Below are 23744 nucleotides of genomic sequence, written 5' to 3' on the forward strand. Positions count from 1 at the left end.
GTTAAATGAGGCTTAAGTGCCGACGAATTACGACGTGGTAAATGAAATCCCCGGTCTCGCCCCAGGCGAGGAGGCACGGCGGCGGCAGATTGCGGTTGCGGAACCGGGTGGCGAATTTTACGGTCGCTGATGCAATCCGGCCCCTCCCTTCTCGACCTGCTGGCGAGCGACGCCGGCGCGGCGCTGCGCGCGATTTTCCAAGAGCGCAGCCTGCCCGCCGGCACCGTGTTCGACGACGCCGAGTTCCGCGACCATGTCTTCGTCATCAAGAGCGGCCGGCTGCGGATCTATCTCGCCACAACGGAGCGCGAGCTCAGCCTGGCCTATCTCGGCGCCGGCGACATGTTCTCCACCCACACCCGGGCGCATCTGCAGGCGGTGCAGCCGGCCACGCTGCTGATGGCGCCGCGTGCGCTGCTGGAGCACGAACTGGCGCATTACCCGGCGCTGCGCGCGGCCATCATCAGGGTGCTGGCGCGGGTGCTGAGCCAGGCGATGACGCTGCTAGAAGACCTCGCCTTCCACAACGTGCGCGGGCGGATCGCGCGCTATCTGTTGCGCAGCGCCGGCCGCCACAAGGCGCCGCTGGAGAACGGCAGCCTGATCCGCATCGATCTGCATATGGAGGAGATCGCCGCATTGCTCGGCACCACCCGGCAGACCGCCTCGACCGAACTCAACGCCATGCTGCATGCCGGCGTGCTGCTGCGCCACGACCGCCGCCGCCTGGTGATCCAGGACCTTGCCCGGCTGCAGGCCTGGGCCAGCGAGGGCGACGGCGTCGGCTAGCTGACAGACAAACCGCTTCAGCTGCCTTATAGCCATGGAGCCGCAGCCTTTGGAGACATCGATGAACGTGCCGTTCGACCGCTACGTCAGCTTCAAGAATGCCGACTGGGAGGGCAAGTCGCAGCGCGTGATGGCCAAACTGCAGGCCCATATCGACGCCGCCGACAACCCGTTCTGGGGCTACTTCGCGCAAAAGCGCACCGAGCTGAACGAGAAGCAGGGCCTCGACGATCTGCGCGTGCTGCACAACTACCTGCCGACGCTGCGCGAGATCTTGGAAGAGAGCGGCGACGAGGAGACGCTGGCGCTGCTGGAAGACCTCGAAGTCACCTGCATGTAGAGGACTCCTCGGCCGAGCGCCCTAGGGGATTTGCGCCTCGGAAGACCCGGCTCGGCGGGTGCTGCACTCTGCGAGCACTGACCTCACCTCTCCCCGCGCGCGGGGAGAGGTCGACCCCGCGTAGCGACAGCGAAGCGGGGTCGGGTGAGGGGGCGCCTCAACATAACGAGGCGCCCCCTCACCCGGCGCGACAAGCTTCGCTTGTCACGCCACCCTCTCCCCGCAAGCGGGGCGAGGGAAAAATGCGGCGCCGCGACCGCCATCTAACACGAGGGCGGTCTATTCACTCGCTGGCGCTTGATCCTTTCGCCGCAGCCATCGCCGCAGCGAGCCGGCTGGCTGCGCGCTTGATCGAGAGCAAAGCCTCAGGCGACGATCGAAGCGATGACGAAGGCGCACAACACCGCCATGCCGCCGATGCCGATGACGAGGAAACGTCGCACGGTGTCGGTTGAAAGCGTATCGGCCATCGCAAGGTCCTTCCACGATCAGTCCGGTTGCGGACATCGGAATTCGACGGCTGCAAGCAGCCCGTCAGCGATTAGCGGAAAGTATCGATCGGCTCCTTACGCGAGATCAAACCGAATCATTTTCGACCGCTCGCCGTTTCTAACGGCGGCGGTTGCAGTCGACTACTCGGGCAACTACCAAAACTGCGCATTGCAGTCATGCGGCATGAAAAACGGGGCAGGTTTGCGACCTGCCCCGGGTTTGCCACAAAGATTTGCAGGCCGATTACGCGGCGTTGTAGCCGGCGATCGCCTTGACCTCGAGATACTCTTCGAGGCCGAACTTGCCCCACTCGCGGCCGTTGCCGGATTGCTTGTAGCCGCCGAACGGCGCAGTGCGTTCGTTCGGCACGCCGTTCAGGTTGACGTTGCCGGCGCGTAGTTGGCGGCCGACCGCCCGCGCCCGCTCGACGCTACCAGCCGACACATAACCAGCCAGACCATACGGCGTGTCGTTGGCGATCTTCACCGCCTCGGCTTCGTCCTTGGCGCCGATGATCGCGATCACCGGGCCGAAGATTTCCTCGCGCGCGATGGTCATGTCGTTGGTGACGTCGGCGAACACCGTGGGACGCACATAAAACCCTTTGTTGACGCCTTCCGGCAGGCCCGGCCCGCCCGCCACAAGTGTCGCGCCTTCCTCGACGCCCTTCTGAATCAAAGCTTGAATCTTGTCCCACTGAATCCGCGATACTACCGGACCGATGCTGGTGCCCTCGGCGCGCGGATCGCCCGCCTTGGTCTTGTCGGCCACCGCCTTGGCGATCGCCGCGACCTCTTTCATCTTCGAAGCCGGCACGATCATCCGGCTCGGCGCGTTGCAGGACTGTCCGGAATTGTTGAACATATGCGCGACGCCGCCGGCCACCGCCTTCTGCAGATCGGCGTCTTCCAGAATGACGTTCGGCGACTTGCCGCCGAGTTCCTGGCTGACGCGCTTCACCGTCGGCGCAGCGCGCTTGGCGACGTCGATGCCGGCGCGGGTCGAGCCGGTGAAGGAAATCATGTCGATGTCCGGATGCTCGCTCATCGCCGCACCGACCTCGGGGCCGAGACCGTTGACGAGGTTGAACACGCCCTGCGGCACGCCGGCTTCATGCAGGATTTCGGCGAAGATCAGCGCCGACGACGGGGTGAATTCGGAGGGTTTCAAAATCATCGTGCAGCCGGCGGCGAGCGCCGGCGCCACTTTGCAGGCGATCTGATTCAGCGGCCAATTCCACGGCGTGATCATGCCGATCACGCCGACCGGCTCGCGCACCACCAGCGCGTTGCCGAGCGGTTCGTCGAACTTGTAAGTCTTCAACACCTCCAGCGTCGAGGCGATGTGCCCGAGCCCGGCGCCGGCCTGAAACTTTTCGGCGAACGGCAACGGCGCGCCCATCTCGTCGGACACCGCGGCGCCGATGTCCTTCATGCGGGTCTTGTACACCGCGATGATCCTCTCCAGCAGCGCCACCCGCTCCTCGCGGCTGGTCTGCGAGAACGTCTCGAACGCGCGCTTGGCGGCGGCGACCGCCTTGTCGACATCGGCCTTCGAACCGAGCGCAACTTCGTACATCGCTTCCTCGGTCGCCGGATTGACCACCGGCGTCGATTTCTTGACGACCGGATCGACCCAAGCGCCATCGATGTAGAATTGCATGCGGTTGACCATCGGAAACCTCTTCGTGGAATGGCTGGGAATGCGCGAACGAAACGTCCGGGCCGTTATCTTGCCACGCCCCATATAGAAATTGAACCCATGGTTTCAACCGCGCGAGGTTGCCCCCGTAGCCGGTCAGGCGCTCGGATAGGGCTCGGCGGCGACCTGGCGCAGATGGCGCAGCCGTTCGCGATGCGCGGTGTAGATGCCGCTGCCGATGATGATCGCCGCGCCGACGAAGGTCCACAACCCCGGCAACTCGCCGAACACCACGACCCCGATCATCGTCACCCACACCAGCTGGCTGTAGGAGAACGGCGCCAGCATCGAGGCCGCCGCATGGCGAAACGCCAGCACCACGATCCACTGCCCGGCGGTGGAAGCGATGCCGACGCCGATGCCGAGCCCGATGTCGCTCAAGCTCGGCGTCACCCAGACGAACGGCACCAGCACGCTCAGCACCGCAAAGCCGACGATCGCCGCAAACGCCATGGTGGTGACCACGCGATCGGCGCCGCTGATCATCCTGGTCATGACCAGCGTCGCAGCCCACAGCAGCGCCGAAGCCAGAGTCAGCAACGCCGCCGGGTTGAACGCCGACGTGCCGGGCTGCACCACGATCAGCACGCCCACGAGGCCGACCAGCGTCGCGATCCAGCGTCGCGGCCCCACGGTCTCGCCGAGCACGACGACCGACAGCGCGGTGACGAACAACGGCGCCACGAACGAGGTGGCCGAGGCCTGCGCGATCGGCTGATAGCGCAGGCTGGAAATGAAGATGACCGAGGAGAACACCAGCGCCAGCCCGCGCAGCACCTGCAGCCCCGGCCGCACCGATTTCAGCGGCGACGAGCCCGACGCGATCGCCACCGGAACCATGATCAGCACGAACACCAGAAACCGCAGCCAGGCGACCTCGATCGACGGCAAGGTCTGGGTCAGATATTTGCCGAGCGCATCCGAGCAGGCCAGGAACACGGTCGCGGCGATGATCAGCACGATGCCGCGAAATGGCCGGTCGTCGTGGCGGCGCGTCGTGTTGCGCGCGGCGTCACGGGGAGAGATCACAAGGGTCAATTTGCAAGGGCCGGCGCTCGAGGAAAACAGCCTCTCGCAGGAATGAGAAGCGCTAACAATATGCTGCAGACAACGATGTTCGCGGACCAAACGCAACCGCCGAAAATGCGGCCGGGATATGCGCCGCGCTGGAGCCGAGCCGACGGCGATACTTCCGCAGTGCAAAATCGCGGAACCGATCGTTTACAACATCGGCAGGCTGCGCGGCACCGGCCCGCGCGGAAACGCCGCGTCGAGCGTCGCGATGTCGTGATCGCTCAACCGCACCGCCGCAGCCGCGGCATTGTCGGCGGCGTGGGCTGCGGTGCTCGCCTTCGGGATCGCGAACACCGAGGGCCGTCGCGTCAGGAATGCCAGCGCCACTTGCCGCGGCGTCGCCCGATGCGCCTCCGCGATCGCCTGCAGCGCGCGGCCGCCGTCGCTGCGTGGGCCCGGAAAGGCGTCCTGCCCGAACGGCGAATACGCCGTCACCGCGACGCCGTGGGCCTCGCACCACGGGATCACCGCGTGTTCGATGGCGCGTTCGCGCAAATGATGCAGCACCTGATTGCAGGCGATGCGGCCCTCCCCGGCGATCGCCAGCGCCTCGTCGAGATCGGCGACGTCGAAATTGCTGACGCCCCAGGACAGGATCTTGCCGGCGGCGACCAGATCCTCGAACGCCGCGATGGTGTCGGCCAGCGGATAGGAGCCGCGCCAATGCAGCAGGTAGCAATCCAGCCGATCGGTTTTAAGCCGCTTGAGCGAGCGCTCGCAGGCCTGCAGCGTGCCGCGCCGCGAGGCATTGCTCGGCAGCACCTTGGAGACCAAAAACACCTCGTCGCGCCGCCCGGCGATCGCCTCGCCCACCAAGGGCTCGGCCTCGCCATACATTTCGGCGGTGTCGATATGGCCCATGCCGAGATCGAGGCCGCGGCGCAATGCTGCGATCGCGCCGGCGCGGTCGCTGCGATCCAGATTCCAGGTGCCCTGCCCGATCACCGAAACGCCGACGCCGCGCGGCCCGAACGGCCGCTGCGCTGATTTTCCCGAGTTGTCAGGCATCGACGCTCACCGGCAACATCGGCTTCGGCGCCACGCCTTTGCCGGGCTTCAATCGGAAGTCGTACGTCATCAGATGCCACGGCCCCGCCGCCGGCAGCCCGTCCGGCATCACCGCGTCGCTGCGCAATTCGATGCGCGACACCAGTTCCTGCTTCACGCCGAACACCACGTCGGAATCCAGATACTTGTCGCCGTCGATGAAGACGTGGGTGACCAGCGGCTCATAACCCTTGGCGTTCAGCAGGAAGTGCACGTGCGCCGGCCGCATCGGATGCCGCCGGGTGGCCAGGATCAATTCGCCGACCGGCCCATCGATCGGGATCGGATAGCTGCACGGCAGAATGGTGCGGAAGAACAATCGGCCCTCGGCGTCGGTGGTGAAGCGCGCCCGCAGCGACGGGCCGTCGCTGGCGTAGTCCGGCTTCTGCGAATCGTAAAAGCCGTCGTCGTCGGCATGCCAGACATCGACCGCAACGCCTTTCAGCGGCTTGCCGGCGAGATCGGTGACCCGGCATTGCACGAACATGCGCTCGCCCTCGACGGTCTCGGAAATATCCGCGCCGTGCGGCAGCGGCTTGTGTTCGCCGACATAGAACGGCCCGAGCACCGTGGTTTCGGTGGCGCCGGAGCGTTCGCGGTGGTTGACCGCGTCGACCAGCATCGAAACCCCGAGCACGTCCGACAGCAGGATGAATTCCTGCCGGGTCACGGTGGATTTCTGCCCGGTGCGGGTGAGGAAATCGATCGCCGAGCCCCATTCCTCGAAGCTCAGATTGGTCCGTCGCACGAAGCCGTGCAGCGCGCCGACCAATTCCTCCATGAGGAATTTCAACCGAAGGTCGTTGGTCTCCTGGAAGCTGGCGACCACCGCCGCCGTGAGTTTACTGTCGTCGGAGTGTGGCATCGGTGATCCTGTCCGGAACTCAAATCGCCGGGAAGCTATACCACGCCATGCCGCATGGTCAGCACCCGGCGCGAGCGATTCCGATCAACTCCATGTTCCCGCTCGCATGGCAACGCCAGGCGTTTTCCGCTATCAGATCGGACGCGGCGGAACGCAACCGCCGGCCGTCGATGAGCAAGCTGCCAGGAGTGACGATGCCCGCCGCACAACCGATCACCGCCGCGCCGTCCGCCGTTGGGATGTCCGCCGCCGCGCTCGCGCGCGTCGACGGCCATCTGAAGCGCCGCTATCTCGACAGCGGCCGGTTTCCCGGCACCCAGCTCTTGGTCTATCGCCGCGGCCACATCGTGCATAATGCGGTGCAAGGCCTGGCCGACGTCGAGCGTCAGGCGCCGGTCAAGGCCAATACGATCTTCCGGATCTATTCGATGACCAAGCCGCTGACCTCGGTGGCGTTCATGATGCTGGTCGAGGACGGCCGCGTCGCGCTCGACGAGCCGGTCGCCAAGTACATTCCCGAGTGGAGCAACCTCGGCGTGTTCCTGGGCGGCATTGCGCCGACTTTCCTGACCCGGCCGCCGGCACGGCCGATGCTGATCGTCGACCTGCTGCGCCACACCTCGGGGCTCACTTACGGCTTTCAGAACCGCAGCAATGTCGATGCCGCCTATCGTGAGAAGAAGATCGGCGAATTCGAACTGGCCGGCACGCTGGACGCGATGATCGCCGACCTCGCCGGGATTCCGCTGGAGTTCTCGCCCGGCGAGGCCTGGAACTACTCGGTGGCGACCGACGTGCTGGGCTATCTGATCGGCAAGATCAGCGGCCAGCCGTTCGAGCAATTTCTGCACGAGCGCATCCTCGATCCGCTCGGCATGACCGACACTGGATTCTTCGTGCCGCCCGACAAGGCTCATCGCCTCGCGGCCTGCTATGCCGCCGACGGCAAAGGCGGCTTCACGCTGTACGACGACCCGGCGAAGAGCAGCTATCTGAAGCCGCCGGGCTTCGTGTCCGGCGGCGGCGGCTTGCTGTCGACCTCGACCGACTATCTCACCTTCTGCCGCGCGCTGCTGAACCGCGGCGAACTCGACGGCGTGCGGCTGATCGGCCCGAAGACGCTGGCGTTGATGACGTCTAATCACCTGCCCGGCGGCCGCGACCTCACCGAAATGTCGACATCGATGTTCAGCGAGGCCACCAATGCCGGCGTCGGCTTCGGGCTCGGCTTTGCGGTGACGATGGATCCGGCGAAGACGCTGCTGCCCGGCAGCCGCGGCGAATTCTATTGGGGCGGTGCCGCCTCGACCGCTTTCTGGATCGACCCGGCCGAACAGTTGATCACCATCTTCATGACGCAACTATTGCCGTCGAGCGCCTATCCGGTGCGCCGCGAGCTGCGCACCATGGTGTATGCGGCGATCAGCGCGAGCAATCTATAGCGCGCTCAACGCTCAGCGGCGCGCGTGCACCACCGCCACCGCGTCGCTATAGACCCGCTGCCACTCCGGCAGCCGGTCCAGCAGCTTGACCGCGGGCGAGCTCGGCGCCAGCAGCGTGGCGTCGATCCGGTAGTCGTCGAGCAGCCGCGGCAACAGATCGGGATCGCGCATCGCCACCGCGCGGTGATGCGCGACGACGAATTTCTCGCCGTAGAGCTCGGCGCGACCGTCGATGAACGGCTTGACGCCGGCCGCGACCAGGTAGCCGCCGAATTCGTAAGCGTTGAACACCCGCTCGGCGCCGCGCTGCTGCAGCACCGCGACCGCCGCCTTCGGCACCTGATCCGCCACCAGCGCGAAGCGCAGATAGGGCGCCGCCACAAGGCTCGCGGCGAACAGCGTCAGTGCGCCGACCGCAGCCAGCGCGAGGCCGCGCCGCGACGGCACGGCAACGGCTTGCGGCGCGCCGCCGAGCTGAGCGGACCACGGCCGCGCCACGATCAGCGGCACCAGCAGCGCAAAGGCTTCGATGCTGCGGACATGCGACAGCGCCATGTGCAACAGCCCAAGAACCAGAAGAATGCGCGGCGGCGACAGCGTCAGCCCGCGATAGAGAGCAAAGCCGAGCAGCCCGAGCACCGAGGCTTCGAAGGCGCCGAACCGCGAGAAATCCGCCGGCGCCCATTCCGATAGAATGGCCAGCACCTGGCCGAGATCGAGGATACGGCGCGACGCCAGCAGCGTCTCGTAGCCATAGGGCGTGCAGCAGCAGGCCGCCACCGCGCCGAACCCGAACAGCATCCATCGCAGCCCCAGCGCAACGCGGCGCGCCGGCGTGGCGCTCCACACCGCCTCCAGCGCCACGCCACCGAGCAGCACCAGCCCCAAGCCGAAGCCGCCGTGCAGATTGGCCCACAGCGCCAACAGCGGCAGCAGCCACAACGACGGCGCGCGGCGCGCATCGGCAGCAGAGATCAGGCCCGCGAACCACGCCACCATCACCGGCATCGCCAGGATATGCGGGCGCGCCAACAGATGATGGATCGACAGCACGTAGGCGGCCATCACCAGCAGCGTCGCCAGCGCCGGCTCGACATAGCGTTGCAGAAACTGCGCGAACAGCGCGAAGGTCGCCGCTATCGCCAGCGCCGACAGCGCCACCACCCCCGCCCAGCCGGCCTGCGCGTCGCTCGCGGCGTACAGCAGCTGCGACAGCCAGGAGCTGGAGATCCACGGCGCGCCCGGCTTGGTGAAAGAATAGATGTCGCTATAAGGAACGGCGTGGTGATCGATGATCCAGCGCCCGACCTCGATCTGCCAGAAGATATCGGAATCCTGCAACAGATCGTTGCCGCCGACGAACTGAAACAGATAGACGCCGGCGCCGATCCATAGCGGCAGCAGCCAGCCTCGCTGGCCGACGGCGGAGGTCGAATGGACGGCGGACATCGTCACGGCTCAGGTCACATGCTGCAAAACCGGCCGCTCGCCGGCGAGCCGCCATCCAACCATGCCCGGGATAATACTTGGTAAAGCCGGGTTCCGCGGGCGGCTTCAGCGCCCCGGCCAGACCGGCTTGCGTTTCTCGGCGAACGCCGTGAGCCCCTCTTTGGCGTCCTCGGTCATCGCCAGCAGCGCGATCTGGCTTTCGGTGTAGGCGATCGCCTGGTCGAACGACATCGCGCCGATCGCCCGCATGGCGTATTTGCCGCGGCGGATCGCGGTCGGCGATTTATCGGCCAGCCGCGCGATCAGCCAGTCGACCTTGGCGTCGAGCTCGGCGACGGGCACCGCGTAGTTCAACAACCCCGCGGCGAGCGCCGCGTTTGCGTCGAACGGCTCGCCGGTCAGCGCCCATTCGTTGATCAGCCGGCGCGGCGCGATGTTTTGCAACAGGCTCATCACCTGCATCGGAAACACACCGACTTTGACCTCGGGCAGCCCGAACAGCGCCGCGTCGGACGCGACCGCCATGTCGGTCATGCACAACAGCCCCATGCCGCCGGCCATGCAGACGCCGTTGATCCGCGCGATCGACGGCTTGGTGGCGTTCTGCGACAGCCGCAACAGATCGGCGTAGTCGACATTGGGCTTGGAGAAATCCGCCGCGAACGCCGCCCCGGTCGCCTGCAGATCGGCGCCGGCGCAGAACGCCTTGTCGCCGGCGCCGGTCAGCACGATGACGCGCGCCTCGGCGTCGCCATGCGCCTGGCGATAGCCGCGGCCGATGCCCTCGACCACGGCGGCGTTGATGGCGTTGCGCTTGTCGGGGCGGTTGATGGTGATCCACAGCGCTTGGCCGCGCTTCTCGATCACCACGCTGTCGTCTGTCATGGCTTCGCTCATTTACGCTTGTTGCCGGAGGGCCTCGATCTCGGCGACGATGCGGCCGGTTGTGACCTGCTCGCCCTCCTCGACATCGATCGCCGACAAGATGCCCGAAATTGGCGCGGTGTGCACGTGCTCCATCTTCATCGCCTCCAGCGTCAACACCGGCTGTCCGGCCGTCACGCGCTCGCCGGGCTTGACCAGCACCGCGACGACGCGGCCGTTCATCGCCGCGCGTAGCCGTCCGTCGCCGCCCGCAGCCATGGCGCGCGCCGGCGCCGCGCGGCTGAGATCGCGCACCGCATGGCTGACGCCGAGGCGCTGAAAGAACAGCCGGTCGCCGTCGCGGTGAAAGATCGTGGATTGCGACAGACCGCCGACGCGAAAGCGCAACGTGTCGCCGCCCAGTTCGTCGAGTTCGAAGCGCACCGCGGCGCCGGCCACGCGAACGACGTAGCTGCCGTCGCGCTCGCGCAGCACATCGGGCTCAAGCAAGTGGCCGTCGATCTCGATCCGCAGCAGGCTCGGAAACGTCGCCGCCAGCGAGCGGCCGTTGCGCCAGCGCGGCGCGTGGCGGTCGGTGACGTAGAGCAACAACGCCGCCAGCGCGGCAGCAGGCACGTCGTTGTCCGGGTCCGCCGCAAACAACCCATCGCGATGCTCAGCGATGAAGCCGGTGGTCGCCTCGCCCGCCGCAAACGCCGGATGGCGCAAGCAGGCGGCGAGGAATTCGCGATTGGTGGTGACGCCGAACGCCACGGTCTGCTGCAGGCCGTGCAGCAGTTTTCGCCGCGCCTCGTCGCGCGAGGCGCCATGCGCGATAATCTTGGCGATCATCGAATCGTAATACGGCGAAATCTCGCTGCCGGATTGCAGCGCGTGCTCGACCCGCAACTCGCCCGGCGGCTTCCATAAGGCAAGCCGGCCGGATTGCGGCATGAAGTCCTGCGCGGGATCTTCCGAACACAGCCGCACCTCGATGGCGTGGCCGCGAAACTGCACGTCGTCCTGCTGCAGCGGCAACGGTTCGCCGGCGGCGATGCGCAATTGCAGTTCGACGAGATCGAGCCCTGTGATCGCCTCGGTGACCGGATGCTCGACCTGCAGCCGCGTGTTCATCTCCATGAAGTAGAAATGCCCATGCGCGTCGAGCAAAAATTCCAGCGTGCCGGCGCCCTCGTAGCCGATCGCCTTCGCCGCATTGACCGCGACCGTGCCCATCTCTTCGCGCAACGCCCGCGACACCGCCGGCGACGGCGCCTCCTCGATCAGTTTCTGGTGCCGGCGTTGCACCGAGCAGTCGCGCTCGCCGAGATGGACGGCGCGGCCGTAGCGATCGCCGAACACCTGAATCTCGATGTGCCGCGGATTGCGGATCGCGCGTTCCAGGATCACGGCCGGATCGCCGAACGCGCCGTGGGCCTCAGAGCGCGCGGCGCGCAACGCGTCAGGAAACGCCGCGGCGTCGTCCACCAGCCGCATGCCGCGGCCGCCGCCGCCGGCGACCGCCTTGATCATCACCGGAAAGCCGATCAAAGCTGCCTCGCGCGCCATCGCGGCGTCGCTCTGGTCGTCGCCCTGATAGCCCGGCACGACCGGCACGCCGGCCTTGCGCATCATCGCCTTGGCGCCGGCCTTGTCGCCCATCGCCGCAATCGACTCCACCGACGGCCCGATGAACATCAGATTTGCGTCGCGGCAGGCCGCGGCAAAGTCAGCGTTCTCGGCAAGGAAACCGTAGCCGGGATGCACCGCGTCGGCGCCGCTCTGCTTCGCCGCGGCGATGATCGCGTCGATGTTCAGGTAGGATTGCTGCGGCAACGCGCCGCCGATGCCAACCGCCGCGTCGGCGGCGCGCACATGCAGCGCGTCGGCATCGGCGGCGGAATACACCGCGACCACGCCATAGCCGCGGTTTCGCGCGGTGCTGATGATGCGGAGCGCGATCTCGCCGCGATCGGCGATCAGGATTTTCGAGAACGGCGTGAGTTGCAGCGCGCGACCGACGCTCATGGCCGCGCCACCGAGAACTGCATGCGCTGCGGGCTGCGCGCCTCGGCCTCGCGGCAGATCGCCAACACTTCGGCGAGCACCGCGCGGGTGTCGCGCGGATCGATCACGCCGTCGTCGAGCAGCCGCGCCGAGGTGGCGAACACATCCATCTGGCCGTCGAACACGAAGCTGATTCCGGCTTTCAGCTTGTCGATCTTCTCCCTGTCGACCGGCACGCCGCGCCGCGCCGCGGCGGCCTCGGTGACGATCGCCATGGTCTCGGCGGCCTGCTCGCCGCCCATCACCGCGGTCTTGGCGTTCGGCCAGGCAAAGCAGAACCGCGGATGAAAGCCGCGGCCGCACATGCCGTAATTGCCGGCGCCGAACGACGCGCCGCAATACAGCGTGATCTGCGGCACCGTCGCCGAGGTCACCGCCTGGATCATCTTCGAGCCGTGCTTGATCATGCCGGCCTCCTCATAGGCGCGGCCGACCATGTAGCCGGTGGTGTTGTTGAGATAGAGGATCGGCGTTTTCGACTGGCAGCAGGCCTGGATGAAATGCGTCGCCTTGTTGGCGCCTGCCGGATCGAGCGGGCCGTTATTGCTGATGATGCCGACCGCGGCGCCTTCGATGCGGGCGTGGCCGCACACCGTGGCCGGACCGTAATTCGGGCTCATCTCGGTGAAATCCGAGTCGTCGACGATGCGCGCGATGACCTGGCGCATGTCGACCGGGCGCTTGTGGTCCATCGGCATGATGCCGAGCAGCTCTTCGGCGTCGTACCGCGGCGGCTTGTAGCATGCGTCGGCCTGCTGCTGCGGCCGGTCCCAATTCAGTCCGGCCATGATGTCGCGCGCAATGCGCAGCGCGTCGCGGTCGTCTTCGGCCAAGTAATCGCCGAGCCCGGAGACGCTGGTGTGCATCTCGGCGCCGCCGAGCTCTTCCTCGGTGGCGATCTCGCCGGTCGCGGCCTTCAGCAGCGGCGGCCCGGCAAGAAAGGCGCGGGTGCGGCCGCGCACCATCACGATGTAGTCCGACAGGCCCGTTTGATAGGCGCCGCCGGCGGTGGACGAGCCGTGCGTCACGGTGACCACCGGGAGGCCTGCCGCAGACATCCGCGCCAGATTGCGAAAGATGTTGCCGCCGCGGACAAAATCCTCGACCCGGTAGCGCAGCAGATTGGCGCCGGCGCTTTCCACCAGCTGCACGAACGGCAGCTTGTCCTCCAGCGCCAGCTCCTGCACCCGCAGCGTCTTGTCGAGGCCGTAGGGCTGCAGCGCGCCGGCGTCGATGCCGGAATCATTGGCGCTGACCATGCAGCGCACGCCGGACACATAACCGATGCCGGCGATCACGCCGCCGCCGGGCACGCTCTTCGCCGCATCCGCGGTGTCGAACATGTAGCCCGCGAGCGTCGACAGTTCGAGGAACGGCGCGCCCGGATCGAGCAGCAGCGCCACCCGCTCGCGCGGCAGCAATTGGCCGCGCTTGTGGAAGCGCTCGCCGGAGGCCGACGAAGCCTTGCGGGCGCGCTCCTCGAGCTCGCGCATCCGCGCGATCAGCGCCAGCATGCCGTCGCGATTGGCCTTGAACGCCGCGCCGCCGGTCGCGATGCTGGACTCGATCAGGGCCATGCTTGCCTCATCAACGCAGTAGCCCAAAAATCTGCCGCGCCTCGGCGGGCGTCGCGATGTCGCGGCCGGCGCGTCGCGCGACGCCGGCGATTTCGTCGATCAACTGTCCGTTCGACGTGACCTTCTCGCCGCTCGCGAGATAAAACGTGTCTTCCAGTCCGGTGCGCAGATGGCCGCCGAGTTCGGCGCAGCGCTGGTGCAGCGGCCAAATCTCGGCGCGGCCGATCGCGGTCACCTGCCATTGCGCTTCGGGCGATTTGAGCTTCAACAGGATCGGCAGCAGATCGGGATCGGCCGGCATCCCCGAGGCCACGCCCATCACGAAATTGTAGTCCAGCGGCCCGGCGTACATCCCGGTCTGCTGATACATGCCGACGCAACGCACGATGCCGACGTCGAAGCACTCGAACTCCGGCACAGAGCCCGCGGCTTTCATCGCGTCGAGATAGTGCTGGATCTTCTCCACCGCGTTGTCGAACAGCATCGGCGGCCAAGCCCAGCTGTTGTCGGCCTTCACCTTCAGATAGTTCAGCGAGCCGGCGTTGCAGGCCGCCAACTCCGGCCTGGTCTCGCGCACGCAATTGAGCGCGCCCTGATAGTTCGGCCCCACGGTGCCGGTGGTGTGATTGATGATCACGCCGGGGCAGGCCTGCCGGATCGCCTCCTGGATCTCGCGCGAGACGCCGACATCCCAGCACGGCAGATGGCCCTGGCCGGGTTCCTGCCGGCGCAGATGGATATGCATCACGCTGGCGCCGGCGTCGTAGGCGGCCTTGGCCTCGCGCGCCATCTGGTCGGGCGTCACCGGCACGTGGTGCTGCTGCGGATCGGTGAGCACGCCGTTCAGCGCGCAGGTGATCACGGCTTTGGCGCTCATGCGGGCGGTCCTCGCGAGGCCGGCATGATGCGGAGCCGCGGCCCGGCCTGCTTGCGTCCACGCGCTACCGCCGGCCGGCCGAACAATCACGTTCGCCACCTCCCCCAATGGGAGAGGTGACGAACGCCCGCGCCCCGGGCTATGCCCTGCCCTGGCGCAGATCGCGGTGACTGGCGGCAACCGGATCGCCGCGATAGATCGCCAGATCGCGCGAGCCGGAAAAGATCGCGCGCGGCTTCAGCCCGTAGAAGCGGCGGATCGAATGGCTGAAATGCGTGGAGTCCGGATAGCCGATATCCTGCGCCAGATGCGCCAGGTTGGTCTCGGCATTGACGAAATGCAGCAGGTGTCGCGCCCGCTTCCAGGCGCGGAACGCGCGGAACGACACCCCGGTCTGCTCCTTGAACAGATGCAGGAAGCGCGACGGCGACAGCCGCGCCGCCGCGGCGCAGCAGGCCGCGGTCACCGCCCGGCCCGAGACGTCGTTCAACAGCGCGACCGCGCGCGCGATGCGGGCGTCGATGTCTCGCGCGCGCAAGGCTTCGCCGAAAAACCGGCGGTCGAAGTCGGCGGTGGAGAAGCCATTCGGCTGCGGCGCGCGGCGCAGATCGGCATAGCCGCTGCGAATCCGGCTCGCCAGCGCGCCGCCCTGCTCGGCGCAGCGTCGCGTCAACTGATCGAACATTTCGGGAGCGACGGTTTCCGGCTCGATCACCAGGCAGCCGATGGTGGGGTGATCAGATTCCACGCTGTGCGCCAGATAAGCCGGCACCAGCGCGAGGACGCCGTGCTGCACGCCGCGGCCCTCGATCGCCACCCGCAATTCGCCCTGCAGTGCGGTGTAGATGCCGAAGCCGCCGATCGAGCGCCGCCGCGGCCGGCCGAGCAGCCCGGCGTAAAACACCCGCTCCGGGCTGATCAGCATCAGATGCCCGGACTGCGGGCATATCTCGTCTGTCATCGTCGTCCCGTCCCTCTTGCGGGCGATGTGTCTCGCCCGATGCCGCATCGCTGCGGAGCCCTCTGTGGGGCGCTTGCAGAATACAGCAAAGCCGCCGCGTGTCACGGCGTTAGCAGGGATAGGAAAGAGCTGTGCACGGCGCCGGCCTGGTCTTCCGCCGCGACCGCCCGGCGGTAGCCGTCGCGCTGTTGCAGACGCGCCCAATAGGCGGCGACGTTCGGTCCAAATTCTTTGCCGAGGCCGATCAGCTCCGCCAGCCGCAGCGCATAGCCGTTCACCACGTCGGCGGCGGTGAAGCGCCCGGCGCAGAGCGTCTCGGCTTGTCCGGTAGCAGCTTCCACCGCGCGCAGCCGGCCGAGAAACCATTTGGCGTAGTCGGCGGCGACCTGCGGACTGCGCCGCTCCTCCGGCTCGAGCTGGCTGTAACGCAGCACCAGGGTTTGCGGGAAGGTCAGCGTGGCATCGCTGAAGAACATCCAGTTGAGGTAGTCGCCATAGCCCGGCTCGTCGACGCCGACCACCAGCGGTGTCGGCCCGTGGCGGGTGCCGAAATAATGACAGATCCCGGAGGACTCCGTCATCCTGGTGCCGCCGTCGATCATCAGCGGGACGGTGCCGAGCGGGTTGATCGCCAGATACTCCTTGGCGAACACCCGCGGCGGAAACGGCAGCATTTTCAGCTCATAGGGCAACCCGAGCTCTTCCAGCATCCACAGCGCCCGGAATGAGCGCGCGGCCTGGCAGTGATACAGCGTGATCATGCGTTTCCCCCTTATTGTTATTGCCGCGATTGCCGCGGCTTCGTGCCCCCGACGCAATGCAACGCGCCGTTCTAGCGGCGTGGTGCATTGCAGATCCGGGCCGTAACGACGGCAGCATCCGAAACGGTCCCGGCTCTGCGGAGCAGCGCAAAGACGCGCCGCTCCGCGTCCGGGACGCCAGCCGTCAGGGTTATGCCACGCATCCATCGCGCGCGGCCATAGAGCCATGATGCAAGCTACGTCTGCCCCATCCCCGGCAGCGTGCCCATCATCTTGCACAGCACGCCCAGCATCACCTCGTCGGCGCCGCCCCCGATCGAGGTCAGCCGGCCGTCGCGATAGGCGCGGCTGACCGGGGTCTCGTTCATGTAGCCCATGCCGCCCCAGAACTGCAGACAGGCGTCGGGGATTTCGCGCCCCAGCCGCCCCGCCTTCAGCTTGGCCATGGTGGCGAGCTTGGTGACGTCCTCGCCGGCGATCATCGCCTCGGCGGCGCGATACACCAGCGCACGCAGCGCCTCGACCTCGGTCTGCAGTTCCGCCAGCCGGAAATGCACCGTCTGATTGTCGAGAATACTGTGGCCGAACGCCTTCCTGTTGCGGGTGTAGTCGATGGTGTCGGCGATGGTGAGATCGTGCGCCTTCAGGGACGCCGCGGCGCCCCACAGCCGCTCCTCCTGGAATTGCAGCATCTGGTAGGTGAAGCCCATGCCCTCCTCGCCGATCCGGTTGCGCTTCGGCACCCGGACATTGTCGAAGAAGATCTGCGCGGTGTCGGACGAATGCATCCCGAGCTTGTCGAGTTTTCGCGCCACGGTGACGCCTGCGGTCTTCATCGGCACCACGATCAGCGACTTGTTGCGATGCTTCGGCCCGTCGCCGGTGTTGGCCAACAGACAGATCCAGTCCGCCTGGGTGCCGTTGGTGATCCACATCTTGCCGCCGTTGATGACGTAGTCGTCGCCGTCGCCGACCGCGTTGGTCTTGATCGCGGCGACGTCGGAACCGGCGCCGGGCTCGGAGACCCCGACGCATGCCACCCTGTCGCCGGCGATCGCCGGGGCGAGAAACTCGCGGCGCAACGCGTCGGAGCCGAACCGCGCCAGCGCCGGCGTCGCCATGTCGGTCTGCACCCCGATCGCCATCGGCACGCCGCCGCAACGCACCGTGCCGAGCTCTTCCGCCATCATCAGCGCGTAGGAGTAGTCGAGCCCCTGCCCGCCGTAGTCGACCGGCTTGGTGAGCCCGAGAAAGCCGAGATCGCCGAGCTTCTTGAACAGCTGATGCGCCGGGAAGATCTGCGCCTTCTCCCACTCATCGACGTAGGGGTTGATCTCGCTGGCGATGAATTTCTGCAGCACGCGGCGCGGCTCGTCGTGATCGGCAGTGAACAGCATTCCAGATCCCCCATGGTCCGAGGCCGGGCAGCGACGCTGCGCGCGCCGCAATCTGGGAACGAGACGCCTGCCCGGGTTGCCGCCGCCGTCACGCGGCCGCGCCAGCTTGCCGGCAAAGCCGCGGGCGCGCTTGCGCGCAGTGGCTGGCCGGCCGAACTTCGCAAAGACCGCCGTTGCGGCGCCGCCTCGGCGCTGTCAGGGCCGTTTCTGCTCGGCGATGAAGGCGCTGAGGTTTTTCGCCTCGATGCGGCTGAGCGCCATGCTGGGCATTTTCGGATGCGGCTCGAGCAGGAAGAACGCCAGCTTCTCCTCGTTGAAGTCCGTGCGCTCGGCGATCGAGGCGAACGACGGCGCGATGTCGGTGCCCTTGCTCTGCTGGTCGGACACCACGTGGCAGCCGACGCACCAGCGCTCCGCCAGGGTGCGGCCGTTTTCGGCATCGGCGGCCAGCAATGGTCCGCCGGCGCAGCCTACGATCATCAACGTCATGGCAAAAGGAACGGCGCGCATGGGCAAACCTCTGTCCGGTTCCGCACGATTCGAAGCAGTGTAGTGCCGTCTTACTGCAACCGGAATGACGGCGATAGACCCACATATTCCCAGCCCAGGCGCTGCAGTTCGACCGCGCGGGTGGTACGCGGTTGACAAATCAAGCCCGCCATTCGACGTTGCGTGGACCTCGTTGGCAGCGCAGGGCGACGACGCTCCGCCGTCGACCAGGGCAATCCGGATCATCACACACAATGCTGAAGGCCCAGCGCGACTCGATTCGATTGCTGCGGGGCATCCTGGTGGCGTCGGTGGTGCTGCCGACCGCGCTGTTCGGCTATGCCGCCTGGCTCGGCTACCACAACACCAACAGCATCGCCGACCGGCAGATCGACCAGACCCGCGACGTCATCACCGAACATGCGCTCAAGGTGTTCGAATCGGTCGAACGCAGCCTGGCTGAAATCACCGAGATCGTCCGCGACCAGTCCGACAGCCAGATCATGGACGGCGAAGCCACGCTGCACTTGCGCTTGAAGCGGATCGCCGCCGGTTCCGAGCAGGTCAAATCGCTGTGGATCTTCGATTCGCGCGGCCGCGCGCTGGTCAGCAGCCTCGGCCATCCTCCGCCGACCACCGATTATTCGGACCGCGACTACTTCCAGGCCCATGTCGAGCGCGACGTCGGCACCTTTATCGGCCAGATCCTGCGGCCGCGCCTGCCCGGCGCCGGGGCGCCGTTCTTCAGCGTCAGCCGGCGCCGGCCGCCGAGCGACGGCCGCTTCACCGGCGTCATTCAGGCGTCGCTGCTGCCGGATTATTTCGAAGGGTTCTTCGCCAAGATCAGCCGCGAGGCCGGCGGCTATGCGGCGCTGGTGCGCGAGGATGGATCGATCCTGGCGCGGCACCCGGCGATCGGCCGCAACGCCTCGATCGGGCCGAATTCAGGTCTCGGCAAGCGAATGCTCGCGCGCGACGCCGAGGGCACCCTGACGATGACCTCGGCGGTCGACAACGTGGAACGCAAGCTCGCCTATCGCAAGCTCGCGGACTTGCCGGTCTACGTCGTCTCCGGACTGGAAACCCGCGCGATCCGCGCCAATTGGCTCGCCACGCTCGGCAGCTATCTGATCTTCGGCCTGCCCGCGACCTTGGCGCTGATTGCGATCGTGATGTTGGCGCTGACCCGGACGCAACGGCTCTACGAAGAAGCCAGCCGCCGCCAGACCGCGGAGAAGGCGCTGAAAGAGGCGCAACGCCTGGAATCGCTCGGCCGGCTGACCGGCGGCGTCGCCCACGACTTCAACAATCTGATGATGGTGGTGGGCGGATCGGCGCAGCGGCTACGGCGCCGTCACTCCGATCCGCAAGATCGTCGCGCGCTCGACATGATCGATTCCGCCGTCGACAAAGCCACCGCGCTGACCCGGCAATTGCTGTCGTTCTCGCGCCGCCACGCGGTGTCCGCCCGGGTGATCGATCTGGCCGAATGCGTCGACAAGTTCAGCGACGTGCTGCGGCAATCGGTGCGCCGCGATATCGCGATCGACATCAAACGACCGGCGCAGCCGGTGCCGGTGCGGATCGATCCCAACGAATTCGAAATCGCGCTGCTCAACCTGGCGCTGAACGCCCGCGATGCGATGCCGGACGGCGGCCGCATCGCCATCGCGATCAAGCGTCAGCGCGGCAACGCGGGACGGTCGGGCGAAGTTGCGGTGCTCACCTTCTCGGACAACGGCAGCGGCATCGCGGAGGACATCCGCGACCGCATTTTCGAGCCGTTCTTCACCACCAAGTCGGTGGATCGCGGCACCGGCCTCGGGCTCAGTCAGATCTACGGTTTCGTCCAGCAGTCCAAAGGCGAGATCACCGTGGACAGCGAGCTCGGCCGCGGCACCACTTTCCGCTTGAGCTTCCCGATCAGCGACGAGGCCCCGCACGCAGAGCCCGCGGCCGCGGACCAGCCGCCGCCGCGCGTTGCGCAACCCACCACGCTGCTGCTGGTCGAGGATCACCCGGACGTCGCCGCGGTCGCCGCCGATTATGCGCAGCAATGCGGCTTCGACGTGATCGCGGCCAATTCGGCCGAAGCCGCGGTGGAGTTGCTGAACCGCCGCCGCGACATCCGCCTGGTGTTTTCGGATATCGTCATGCCGGGGATGAGCGGCTTAGAACTCGCCCGGCTGATCCGCGAACACCACCCCGATATCGCCGTGGTGCTGGCCTCGGGCTATAGCGACCGCTCCGCCACCGCGGTGGAGGAGCGCTTTCCGTTGCTGCAAAAGCCCTACACCCAGCAAGCGCTGCGGGACGCACTGATCGGGGCGCTCGGCACCACCGCTGCGATTTAAAGCCGGCAGGCAGCGGCGACGCCGGACAAACCTGCGTTACTCGCCGGCACTCACCAGCTTGATCCGGGGTTTGCGCGCCGCAATCAGGCTCTCATAGGCGGCGAGATAGTCCAGCGCCATCCGCCGCGCAGTGAACCGCGCTTCGAATTGCGCCCGCACCGCGCGACGATCGAGGCTGGACAGTCGCCCGACCGCCGCCACCGCGCCATCCTCGTCCTCGACGATGAAGCCGGTGAGACCGTCATCGATGATTTCCGGCACCGAGCCACGATTATAGGCGATCACCGGCGTGCCGCAGGCCATCGCCTCGATCATCACCAGACCGAACGGCTCCGGCCAGTCCAGCGGCAGCAGCAGCGCGGTGGCGCCGCTGAGAAATTCCGACTTCTGCTGATCGCCGATCTCGCCGATGAATTCGATGCTGGGATGATCCATGATCGGGCGAATGACGTCGTTGAAGTAGTCGAGGTCGGCGGCGTCGACCTTGGCGGCGATCTTCAGCTTCATGCCGCAGCGCAGGGCGATCTTGATGGCGCGATCGACGCCCTTCTCCGGCGCGATGCGGCCGAGCACCGCGAGGTAACCGGGCTTGCCCGGCATCGGCGTCAGCAGGGTTTCGGGAAGTCCGTGTTGGATCGTGCCGATCCAGTTCGCCTGCGGCACCGGCTGGCGCTGCGAGTCGGAGATCGACACCACCGGCACCGACGAGAACGTCGTGAACACCGGCTGATGCTCCGGCAGGTCGAGGCGGCCGTGAAGAGTGGTGATGAAAGGCGTCGGCTGGCGGGAAAATAACGAGAACGGGTAGTAATCGAGGTGAAAATGCAGCAGGTCGAACTCTTCATTGTCGCATTTTTGAAGTACTTTTTCCAACATCACGATGTGCAGCGCGTTGGGGTCTCTTACCGAGCCATCGAGCCGCAGCGCCCTCGGCCAGGTGGCGTCGAGTTTGGCGGAGGTGATCGAATCTCCACTGGCGAACAACGTGACATCGTGCCCGAGCGCCACCAGCTCTTCGGTCAACCAATGCACAACACGTTCGGTGCCGCCGTAAAGCTTGGGCGGAACGGCTTCCGTCAGAGGAGCAACCTGCGCGATGCGCATCTTATCGTCTCCTGTTGTTTGCAGCACTGACCAACCATTCGCGGCTGTCACCGATGGGAACGATTTCGCACCTGCGAAGTTCCTCCGACACACGCACTTCCAACTACTAGGTGGTCATGCTGATGCCATCGTCGTTCGCCAGAACTCAGCTGCCGCCGCCGCTGCACAAACTTTCACTGGCATTGCGCGAATTCTCATCAGGCAGCGCGCGCCGAACGCGCGTTGTCGAGCAACGACCGCCCGTAGCAGCCGATGATCTCGGCTCGTCGCCTCCCTGCAAACCTCCCACAGGTTCGGCTCCCATGGATACGCTTTCCGGCTATGCGCACCGTCCTTTCGCCTTTGTTGCACGCTATCTGCGGCAACGGCCGACGGCGCACGCGGTCATTCTGCTCGCGGTGGTCGCCGCCGTCACCTGCTCGGTGGGCACGCAATACGGCGTCAAGTATCTGGTCGACGGGCTGTCGAGCGGACCGGCGAACGGCGGCCACGTCTGGATGGCGCTCGGCTTCCTGGTCGCGCTGATCGCCGCCGACAACATTCTGTGGCGGGTCGCAAGCTGGACCGCCAGCTTCACCTTCGTCGGCGTCACCGGCGACCTGCGCCGCGACATCTTCCGTCATCTCACCGGCCACGCGCCGAGCTACTTCTCCGATCGGCTGCCCGGCATGCTGACCAGCCGCATCACCGCGACCTCGAACGCGGTGTTCACCGTCGAGAACATGTTCGTCTCGAACGTGCTGCCGCCCTGCATCGCAACGCTGGCGGCGATCGCGCTGATCGGCACGGTGAGCCTGCCGATGGCTGCAGGCCTGGCGGTGGTGTCGGCGATCGTGGTGCTCGGGGTGTTCCACCTCGCCGCCGCCGGCAAGCCGCTGCACGATGATTTCGCCGACAAGGCCGCGGCGGTCGATGGCGAGATGGTCGACGTCATCAACAACATGCCGCTGGTGCGGGCGTTCTGCGGGCTCGGCTACGAGCACGCCCGCTTCGACGCCACCGTCAACCGCGAACTGACCGCGCGCGGCCGCAGCCTGCGCTATCTTGAGCGGCTGCGGCTACTGCACGCCTTGATCACCGTGGCGTTGACCGTCGCGCTGCTGGCCTGGGCGGTGATGCTGTGGCAGCAAGGCCGCGCCACCACCGGCGACGTGGTGCTGGTCTGCACTTTGGGGCTCTCCATCCTGCACGCCACCCGCGATCTCGCGGTCGCGCTGGTCGACGTCACCCAGCATGTCGCGCGGCTGTCGGAAGCGCTCGCCACGCTGCTGGTTCCGCACGAACTCGCCGATCATCCCGAGGCCGAACCGCTGGTGCGCTCCGGCGCCGCCATCGCGTTCGACAACATCAAGTTCCGTTATCCCGGCGGCCAGAAGCTGTTCGACGGCATGACCTTGCGGATCTCAGCCGGCCAGCGCGTCGGCCTGGTCGGCCAGTCCGGCGGCGGCAAGTCCAGCCTGTTCGTTTTGTTGCAGCGCTTCTACGATCCGCAGGCCGGCCGCATCACCATCGACGGCCAGGACATTTCCCGGGTCACCCAGCAGAGCCTGCGCGAAGCGATCTCTGTAGTTCCGCAGGACATCTCGCTGTTCCATCGCTCGATCCTGGAGAACATCCGCTACGGCCGCCCGACCGCGACGGATGACGAGGTGCTGCGCGCGGCGATCGCGGCGCGCTGCGATTTCGTCGAAACCCTGCCGGAAGGGCTCGCCACCATGGTCGGCGACCGCGGCGTCAAGCTGTCCGGCGGGCAGCGCCAGCGCATCGCGATCGCCCGCGCCTTCCTGAAGGATGCGCCGATCCTGTTGCTCGACGAGGCGACCGCGGCGCTCGACGGCGACTCCGAAGAGGCGATTCGCGAAGCGCTCGGCCGGCTGATGCGCGGCCGCACCGTGATCGCGATCGCCCACCGCCTCGCAACACTACGCAACTTCGACAGGGTTGTTATGTTGCAGGCAGGGCGTATCATCGAGGACGGCCCGCCCGATCACTTGATGCAGGGCCAAGGTCCCTATCGCGATCTCGTGGACCGCGAGATGAACCGTCTCGCTCCCCGCGCCGCCTGAGCGTGCCGCTCACTTGTTCGCTTCCGTT

The 23744-nt window shown here is 66.6% G+C and carries 19 protein-coding genes; 5 read left to right on the plus strand and 14 right to left on the minus strand.

The window, feature by feature from the left end:
• Nucleotides 1–129: 129 nt before the first annotated feature.
• Both HNR60_RS18155 and cowN read left to right on the plus strand, forming a co-directional pair.
• Nucleotides 130–789, plus strand: coding sequence for a Crp/Fnr family transcriptional regulator (locus tag HNR60_RS18155; RefSeq protein ID WP_184260241.1), 660 nt, complete (start codon nucleotides 130–132; stop codon nucleotides 787–789).
• A 61-nt stretch (nucleotides 790–850) separates the two neighbouring features.
• Nucleotides 851–1129 carry a N(2)-fixation sustaining protein CowN gene (gene cowN, locus HNR60_RS18160; RefSeq protein ID WP_184260244.1) on the plus strand — a complete coding sequence of 93 codons (279 nt, stop codon included), beginning with the start codon at nucleotides 851–853 and terminating at the stop codon, nucleotides 1127–1129.
• 735 nt (nucleotides 1130–1864) lie between these two features.
• Here the strand turns inward: cowN and HNR60_RS18165 are convergent.
• The 4 genes from HNR60_RS18165 to HNR60_RS18180 all read right to left on the minus strand — a co-directional run bounded on the left by HNR60_RS18165 (nucleotide 1865) and on the right by HNR60_RS18180 (nucleotide 6308).
• The gene (locus tag HNR60_RS18165; protein ID WP_184260247.1) at nucleotides 1865–3295 is read right to left on the minus strand and encodes an aldehyde dehydrogenase family protein; all 1431 of its coding nucleotides are present in this window, start codon (nucleotides 3293–3295) and stop codon (nucleotides 1865–1867) included.
• A 123-nt stretch (nucleotides 3296–3418) separates the two neighbouring features.
• Nucleotides 3419–4351: an EamA family transporter gene (locus tag HNR60_RS18170; RefSeq protein WP_184260250.1), complete on the minus strand. Its 933-nt coding sequence runs from the start codon at nucleotides 4349–4351 to the stop codon at nucleotides 3419–3421.
• A 192-nt stretch (nucleotides 4352–4543) separates the two neighbouring features.
• On the minus strand, nucleotides 4544–5404 hold the full coding sequence (locus HNR60_RS18175) for an aldo/keto reductase (RefSeq protein ID WP_184260253.1): 861 nt from the start codon (nucleotides 5402–5404) through the stop codon (nucleotides 4544–4546).
• A complete protein-coding gene (locus HNR60_RS18180) occupies nucleotides 5397–6308 on the minus strand; it encodes a dioxygenase family protein (RefSeq protein WP_184260256.1) in 912 nt (303 codons plus the stop codon). The genes HNR60_RS18175 and HNR60_RS18180 overlap by 8 nt, the downstream gene beginning before the upstream one ends.
• A gap of 194 nt (nucleotides 6309–6502) precedes the next feature.
• Between HNR60_RS18180 and HNR60_RS18185 the strand changes: the two genes are divergently transcribed.
• On the plus strand, nucleotides 6503–7750 hold the full coding sequence (locus HNR60_RS18185; RefSeq protein ID WP_184260259.1) for a serine hydrolase domain-containing protein: 1248 nt from the start codon (nucleotides 6503–6505) through the stop codon (nucleotides 7748–7750).
• A gap of 12 nt (nucleotides 7751–7762) precedes the next feature.
• On the opposite strand, the gene HNR60_RS18190 is transcribed toward HNR60_RS18185, so the two are convergent.
• From HNR60_RS18190 to HNR60_RS18230, 9 genes are all read right to left on the minus strand, one after another.
• Nucleotides 7763–9199, minus strand: a complete 1437-nt coding sequence (locus HNR60_RS18190; protein WP_210313665.1) for a hypothetical protein — start codon at nucleotides 9197–9199, stop codon at nucleotides 7763–7765.
• Nucleotides 9200–9304: 105 nt separating this feature from the next.
• On the minus strand, nucleotides 9305–10084 hold the full coding sequence (locus tag HNR60_RS18195; protein ID WP_184260272.1) for an enoyl-CoA hydratase/isomerase family protein: 780 nt from the start codon (nucleotides 10082–10084) through the stop codon (nucleotides 9305–9307).
• Between the two features lie 12 nt (nucleotides 10085–10096).
• Nucleotides 10097–12091 (minus strand): acetyl-CoA carboxylase biotin carboxylase subunit, encoded by a 1995-nt coding sequence (locus tag HNR60_RS18200; RefSeq protein WP_184260273.1) that lies wholly within the window; start codon nucleotides 12089–12091, stop codon nucleotides 10097–10099.
• A complete protein-coding gene (locus HNR60_RS18205) occupies nucleotides 12088–13707 on the minus strand; it encodes an acyl-CoA carboxylase subunit beta (protein WP_184260275.1) in 1620 nt (539 codons plus the stop codon). The genes HNR60_RS18200 and HNR60_RS18205 overlap by 4 nt, the downstream gene beginning before the upstream one ends.
• Before the next feature lie 10 nt (nucleotides 13708–13717).
• On the minus strand, nucleotides 13718–14584 hold the full coding sequence (locus tag HNR60_RS18210; RefSeq protein ID WP_184260277.1) for a beta-keto acid cleavage family enzyme: 867 nt from the start codon (nucleotides 14582–14584) through the stop codon (nucleotides 13718–13720).
• A gap of 139 nt (nucleotides 14585–14723) precedes the next feature.
• Nucleotides 14724–15545: a helix-turn-helix domain-containing protein gene (locus tag HNR60_RS18215; protein WP_184260279.1), complete on the minus strand. Its 822-nt coding sequence runs from the start codon at nucleotides 15543–15545 to the stop codon at nucleotides 14724–14726.
• A gap of 101 nt (nucleotides 15546–15646) precedes the next feature.
• A complete protein-coding gene (locus tag HNR60_RS18220; RefSeq protein ID WP_184260281.1) occupies nucleotides 15647–16306 on the minus strand; it encodes a glutathione S-transferase family protein in 660 nt (219 codons plus the stop codon).
• A gap of 236 nt (nucleotides 16307–16542) precedes the next feature.
• Nucleotides 16543–17703, minus strand: a complete 1161-nt coding sequence (locus HNR60_RS18225) for an acyl-CoA dehydrogenase family protein (protein WP_184260283.1) — start codon at nucleotides 17701–17703, stop codon at nucleotides 16543–16545.
• Nucleotides 17704–17898: 195 nt separating this feature from the next.
• Nucleotides 17899–18213 (minus strand): c-type cytochrome, encoded by a 315-nt coding sequence (locus HNR60_RS18230; protein ID WP_184260285.1) that lies wholly within the window; start codon nucleotides 18211–18213, stop codon nucleotides 17899–17901.
• Nucleotides 18214–18446: 233 nt separating this feature from the next.
• Here HNR60_RS18230 and HNR60_RS18235 point away from each other — a divergent pair, with 233 nt between their 5' ends.
• A complete protein-coding gene (locus HNR60_RS18235) occupies nucleotides 18447–20546 on the plus strand; it encodes a hybrid sensor histidine kinase/response regulator (protein WP_184260288.1) in 2100 nt (699 codons plus the stop codon).
• A 36-nt stretch (nucleotides 20547–20582) separates the two neighbouring features.
• Here HNR60_RS18235 and HNR60_RS18240 read toward each other — a convergent pair whose 3' ends face one another.
• Nucleotides 20583–21650 (minus strand): glycosyltransferase family 4 protein, encoded by a 1068-nt coding sequence (locus HNR60_RS18240; RefSeq protein ID WP_184260291.1) that lies wholly within the window; start codon nucleotides 21648–21650, stop codon nucleotides 20583–20585.
• 302 nt (nucleotides 21651–21952) lie between these two features.
• Here HNR60_RS18240 and HNR60_RS18245 point away from each other — a divergent pair, with 302 nt between their 5' ends.
• The gene (locus HNR60_RS18245; RefSeq protein ID WP_184260294.1) at nucleotides 21953–23716 is read left to right on the plus strand and encodes an ABC transporter ATP-binding protein; all 1764 of its coding nucleotides are present in this window, start codon (nucleotides 21953–21955) and stop codon (nucleotides 23714–23716) included.
• Nucleotides 23717–23744 lie beyond the last annotated feature (28 nt).

It is taken from the genome of Rhodopseudomonas rhenobacensis (assembly GCF_014203125.1).
Taxonomy (GTDB): Bacteria; Pseudomonadota; Alphaproteobacteria; order Rhizobiales; family Xanthobacteraceae; genus Rhodopseudomonas_A; species Rhodopseudomonas_A rhenobacensis.

Bases quoted from the DNA above. Each gene is read 5' to 3' on its own strand.
- HNR60_RS18210 (WP_184260277.1), bottom strand. From the start codon at position 14,584: ATGAGCGCCAAAGCCGTGATCACCTGCGCGCTGAACGGCGTGCTCACC.
- HNR60_RS18215 (WP_184260279.1), bottom strand. From the start codon at position 15,545: ATGACAGACGAGATATGCCCGCAGTCCGGGCATCTGATGCTGATCAGC.
- HNR60_RS18225 (WP_184260283.1), bottom strand. From the start codon at position 17,703: ATGCTGTTCACTGCCGATCACGACGAGCCGCGCCGCGTGCTGCAGAAA.
- HNR60_RS18230 (WP_184260285.1), bottom strand. From the start codon at position 18,213: ATGCGCGCCGTTCCTTTTGCCATGACGTTGATGATCGTAGGCTGCGCC.
- HNR60_RS18165 (WP_184260247.1), bottom strand. From the start codon at position 3,295: ATGGTCAACCGCATGCAATTCTACATCGATGGCGCTTGGGTCGATCCG.
- HNR60_RS18180 (WP_184260256.1), bottom strand. From the start codon at position 6,308: ATGCCACACTCCGACGACAGTAAACTCACGGCGGCGGTGGTCGCCAGC.
- HNR60_RS18185 (WP_184260259.1), top strand. From the start codon at position 6,503: ATGCCCGCCGCACAACCGATCACCGCCGCGCCGTCCGCCGTTGGGATG.
- HNR60_RS18240 (WP_184260291.1), bottom strand. From the start codon at position 21,650: ATGCGCATCGCGCAGGTTGCTCCTCTGACGGAAGCCGTTCCGCCCAAG.
- HNR60_RS18190 (WP_210313665.1), bottom strand. From the start codon at position 9,199: ATGTCCGCCGTCCATTCGACCTCCGCCGTCGGCCAGCGAGGCTGGCTG.
- HNR60_RS18195 (WP_184260272.1), bottom strand. From the start codon at position 10,084: ATGACAGACGACAGCGTGGTGATCGAGAAGCGCGGCCAAGCGCTGTGG.
- HNR60_RS18175 (WP_184260253.1), bottom strand. From the start codon at position 5,404: ATGCCTGACAACTCGGGAAAATCAGCGCAGCGGCCGTTCGGGCCGCGC.
- HNR60_RS18235 (WP_184260288.1), top strand. From the start codon at position 18,447: ATGCTGAAGGCCCAGCGCGACTCGATTCGATTGCTGCGGGGCATCCTG.
- HNR60_RS18205 (WP_184260275.1), bottom strand. From the start codon at position 13,707: ATGGCCCTGATCGAGTCCAGCATCGCGACCGGCGGCGCGGCGTTCAAG.
- cowN (WP_184260244.1), top strand. From the start codon at position 851: ATGAACGTGCCGTTCGACCGCTACGTCAGCTTCAAGAATGCCGACTGG.
- HNR60_RS18155 (WP_184260241.1), top strand. From the start codon at position 130: ATGCAATCCGGCCCCTCCCTTCTCGACCTGCTGGCGAGCGACGCCGGC.
- HNR60_RS18220 (WP_184260281.1), bottom strand. From the start codon at position 16,306: ATGATCACGCTGTATCACTGCCAGGCCGCGCGCTCATTCCGGGCGCTG.
- HNR60_RS18200 (WP_184260273.1), bottom strand. From the start codon at position 12,091: ATGAGCGTCGGTCGCGCGCTGCAACTCACGCCGTTCTCGAAAATCCTG.
- HNR60_RS18245 (WP_184260294.1), top strand. From the start codon at position 21,953: ATGGATACGCTTTCCGGCTATGCGCACCGTCCTTTCGCCTTTGTTGCA.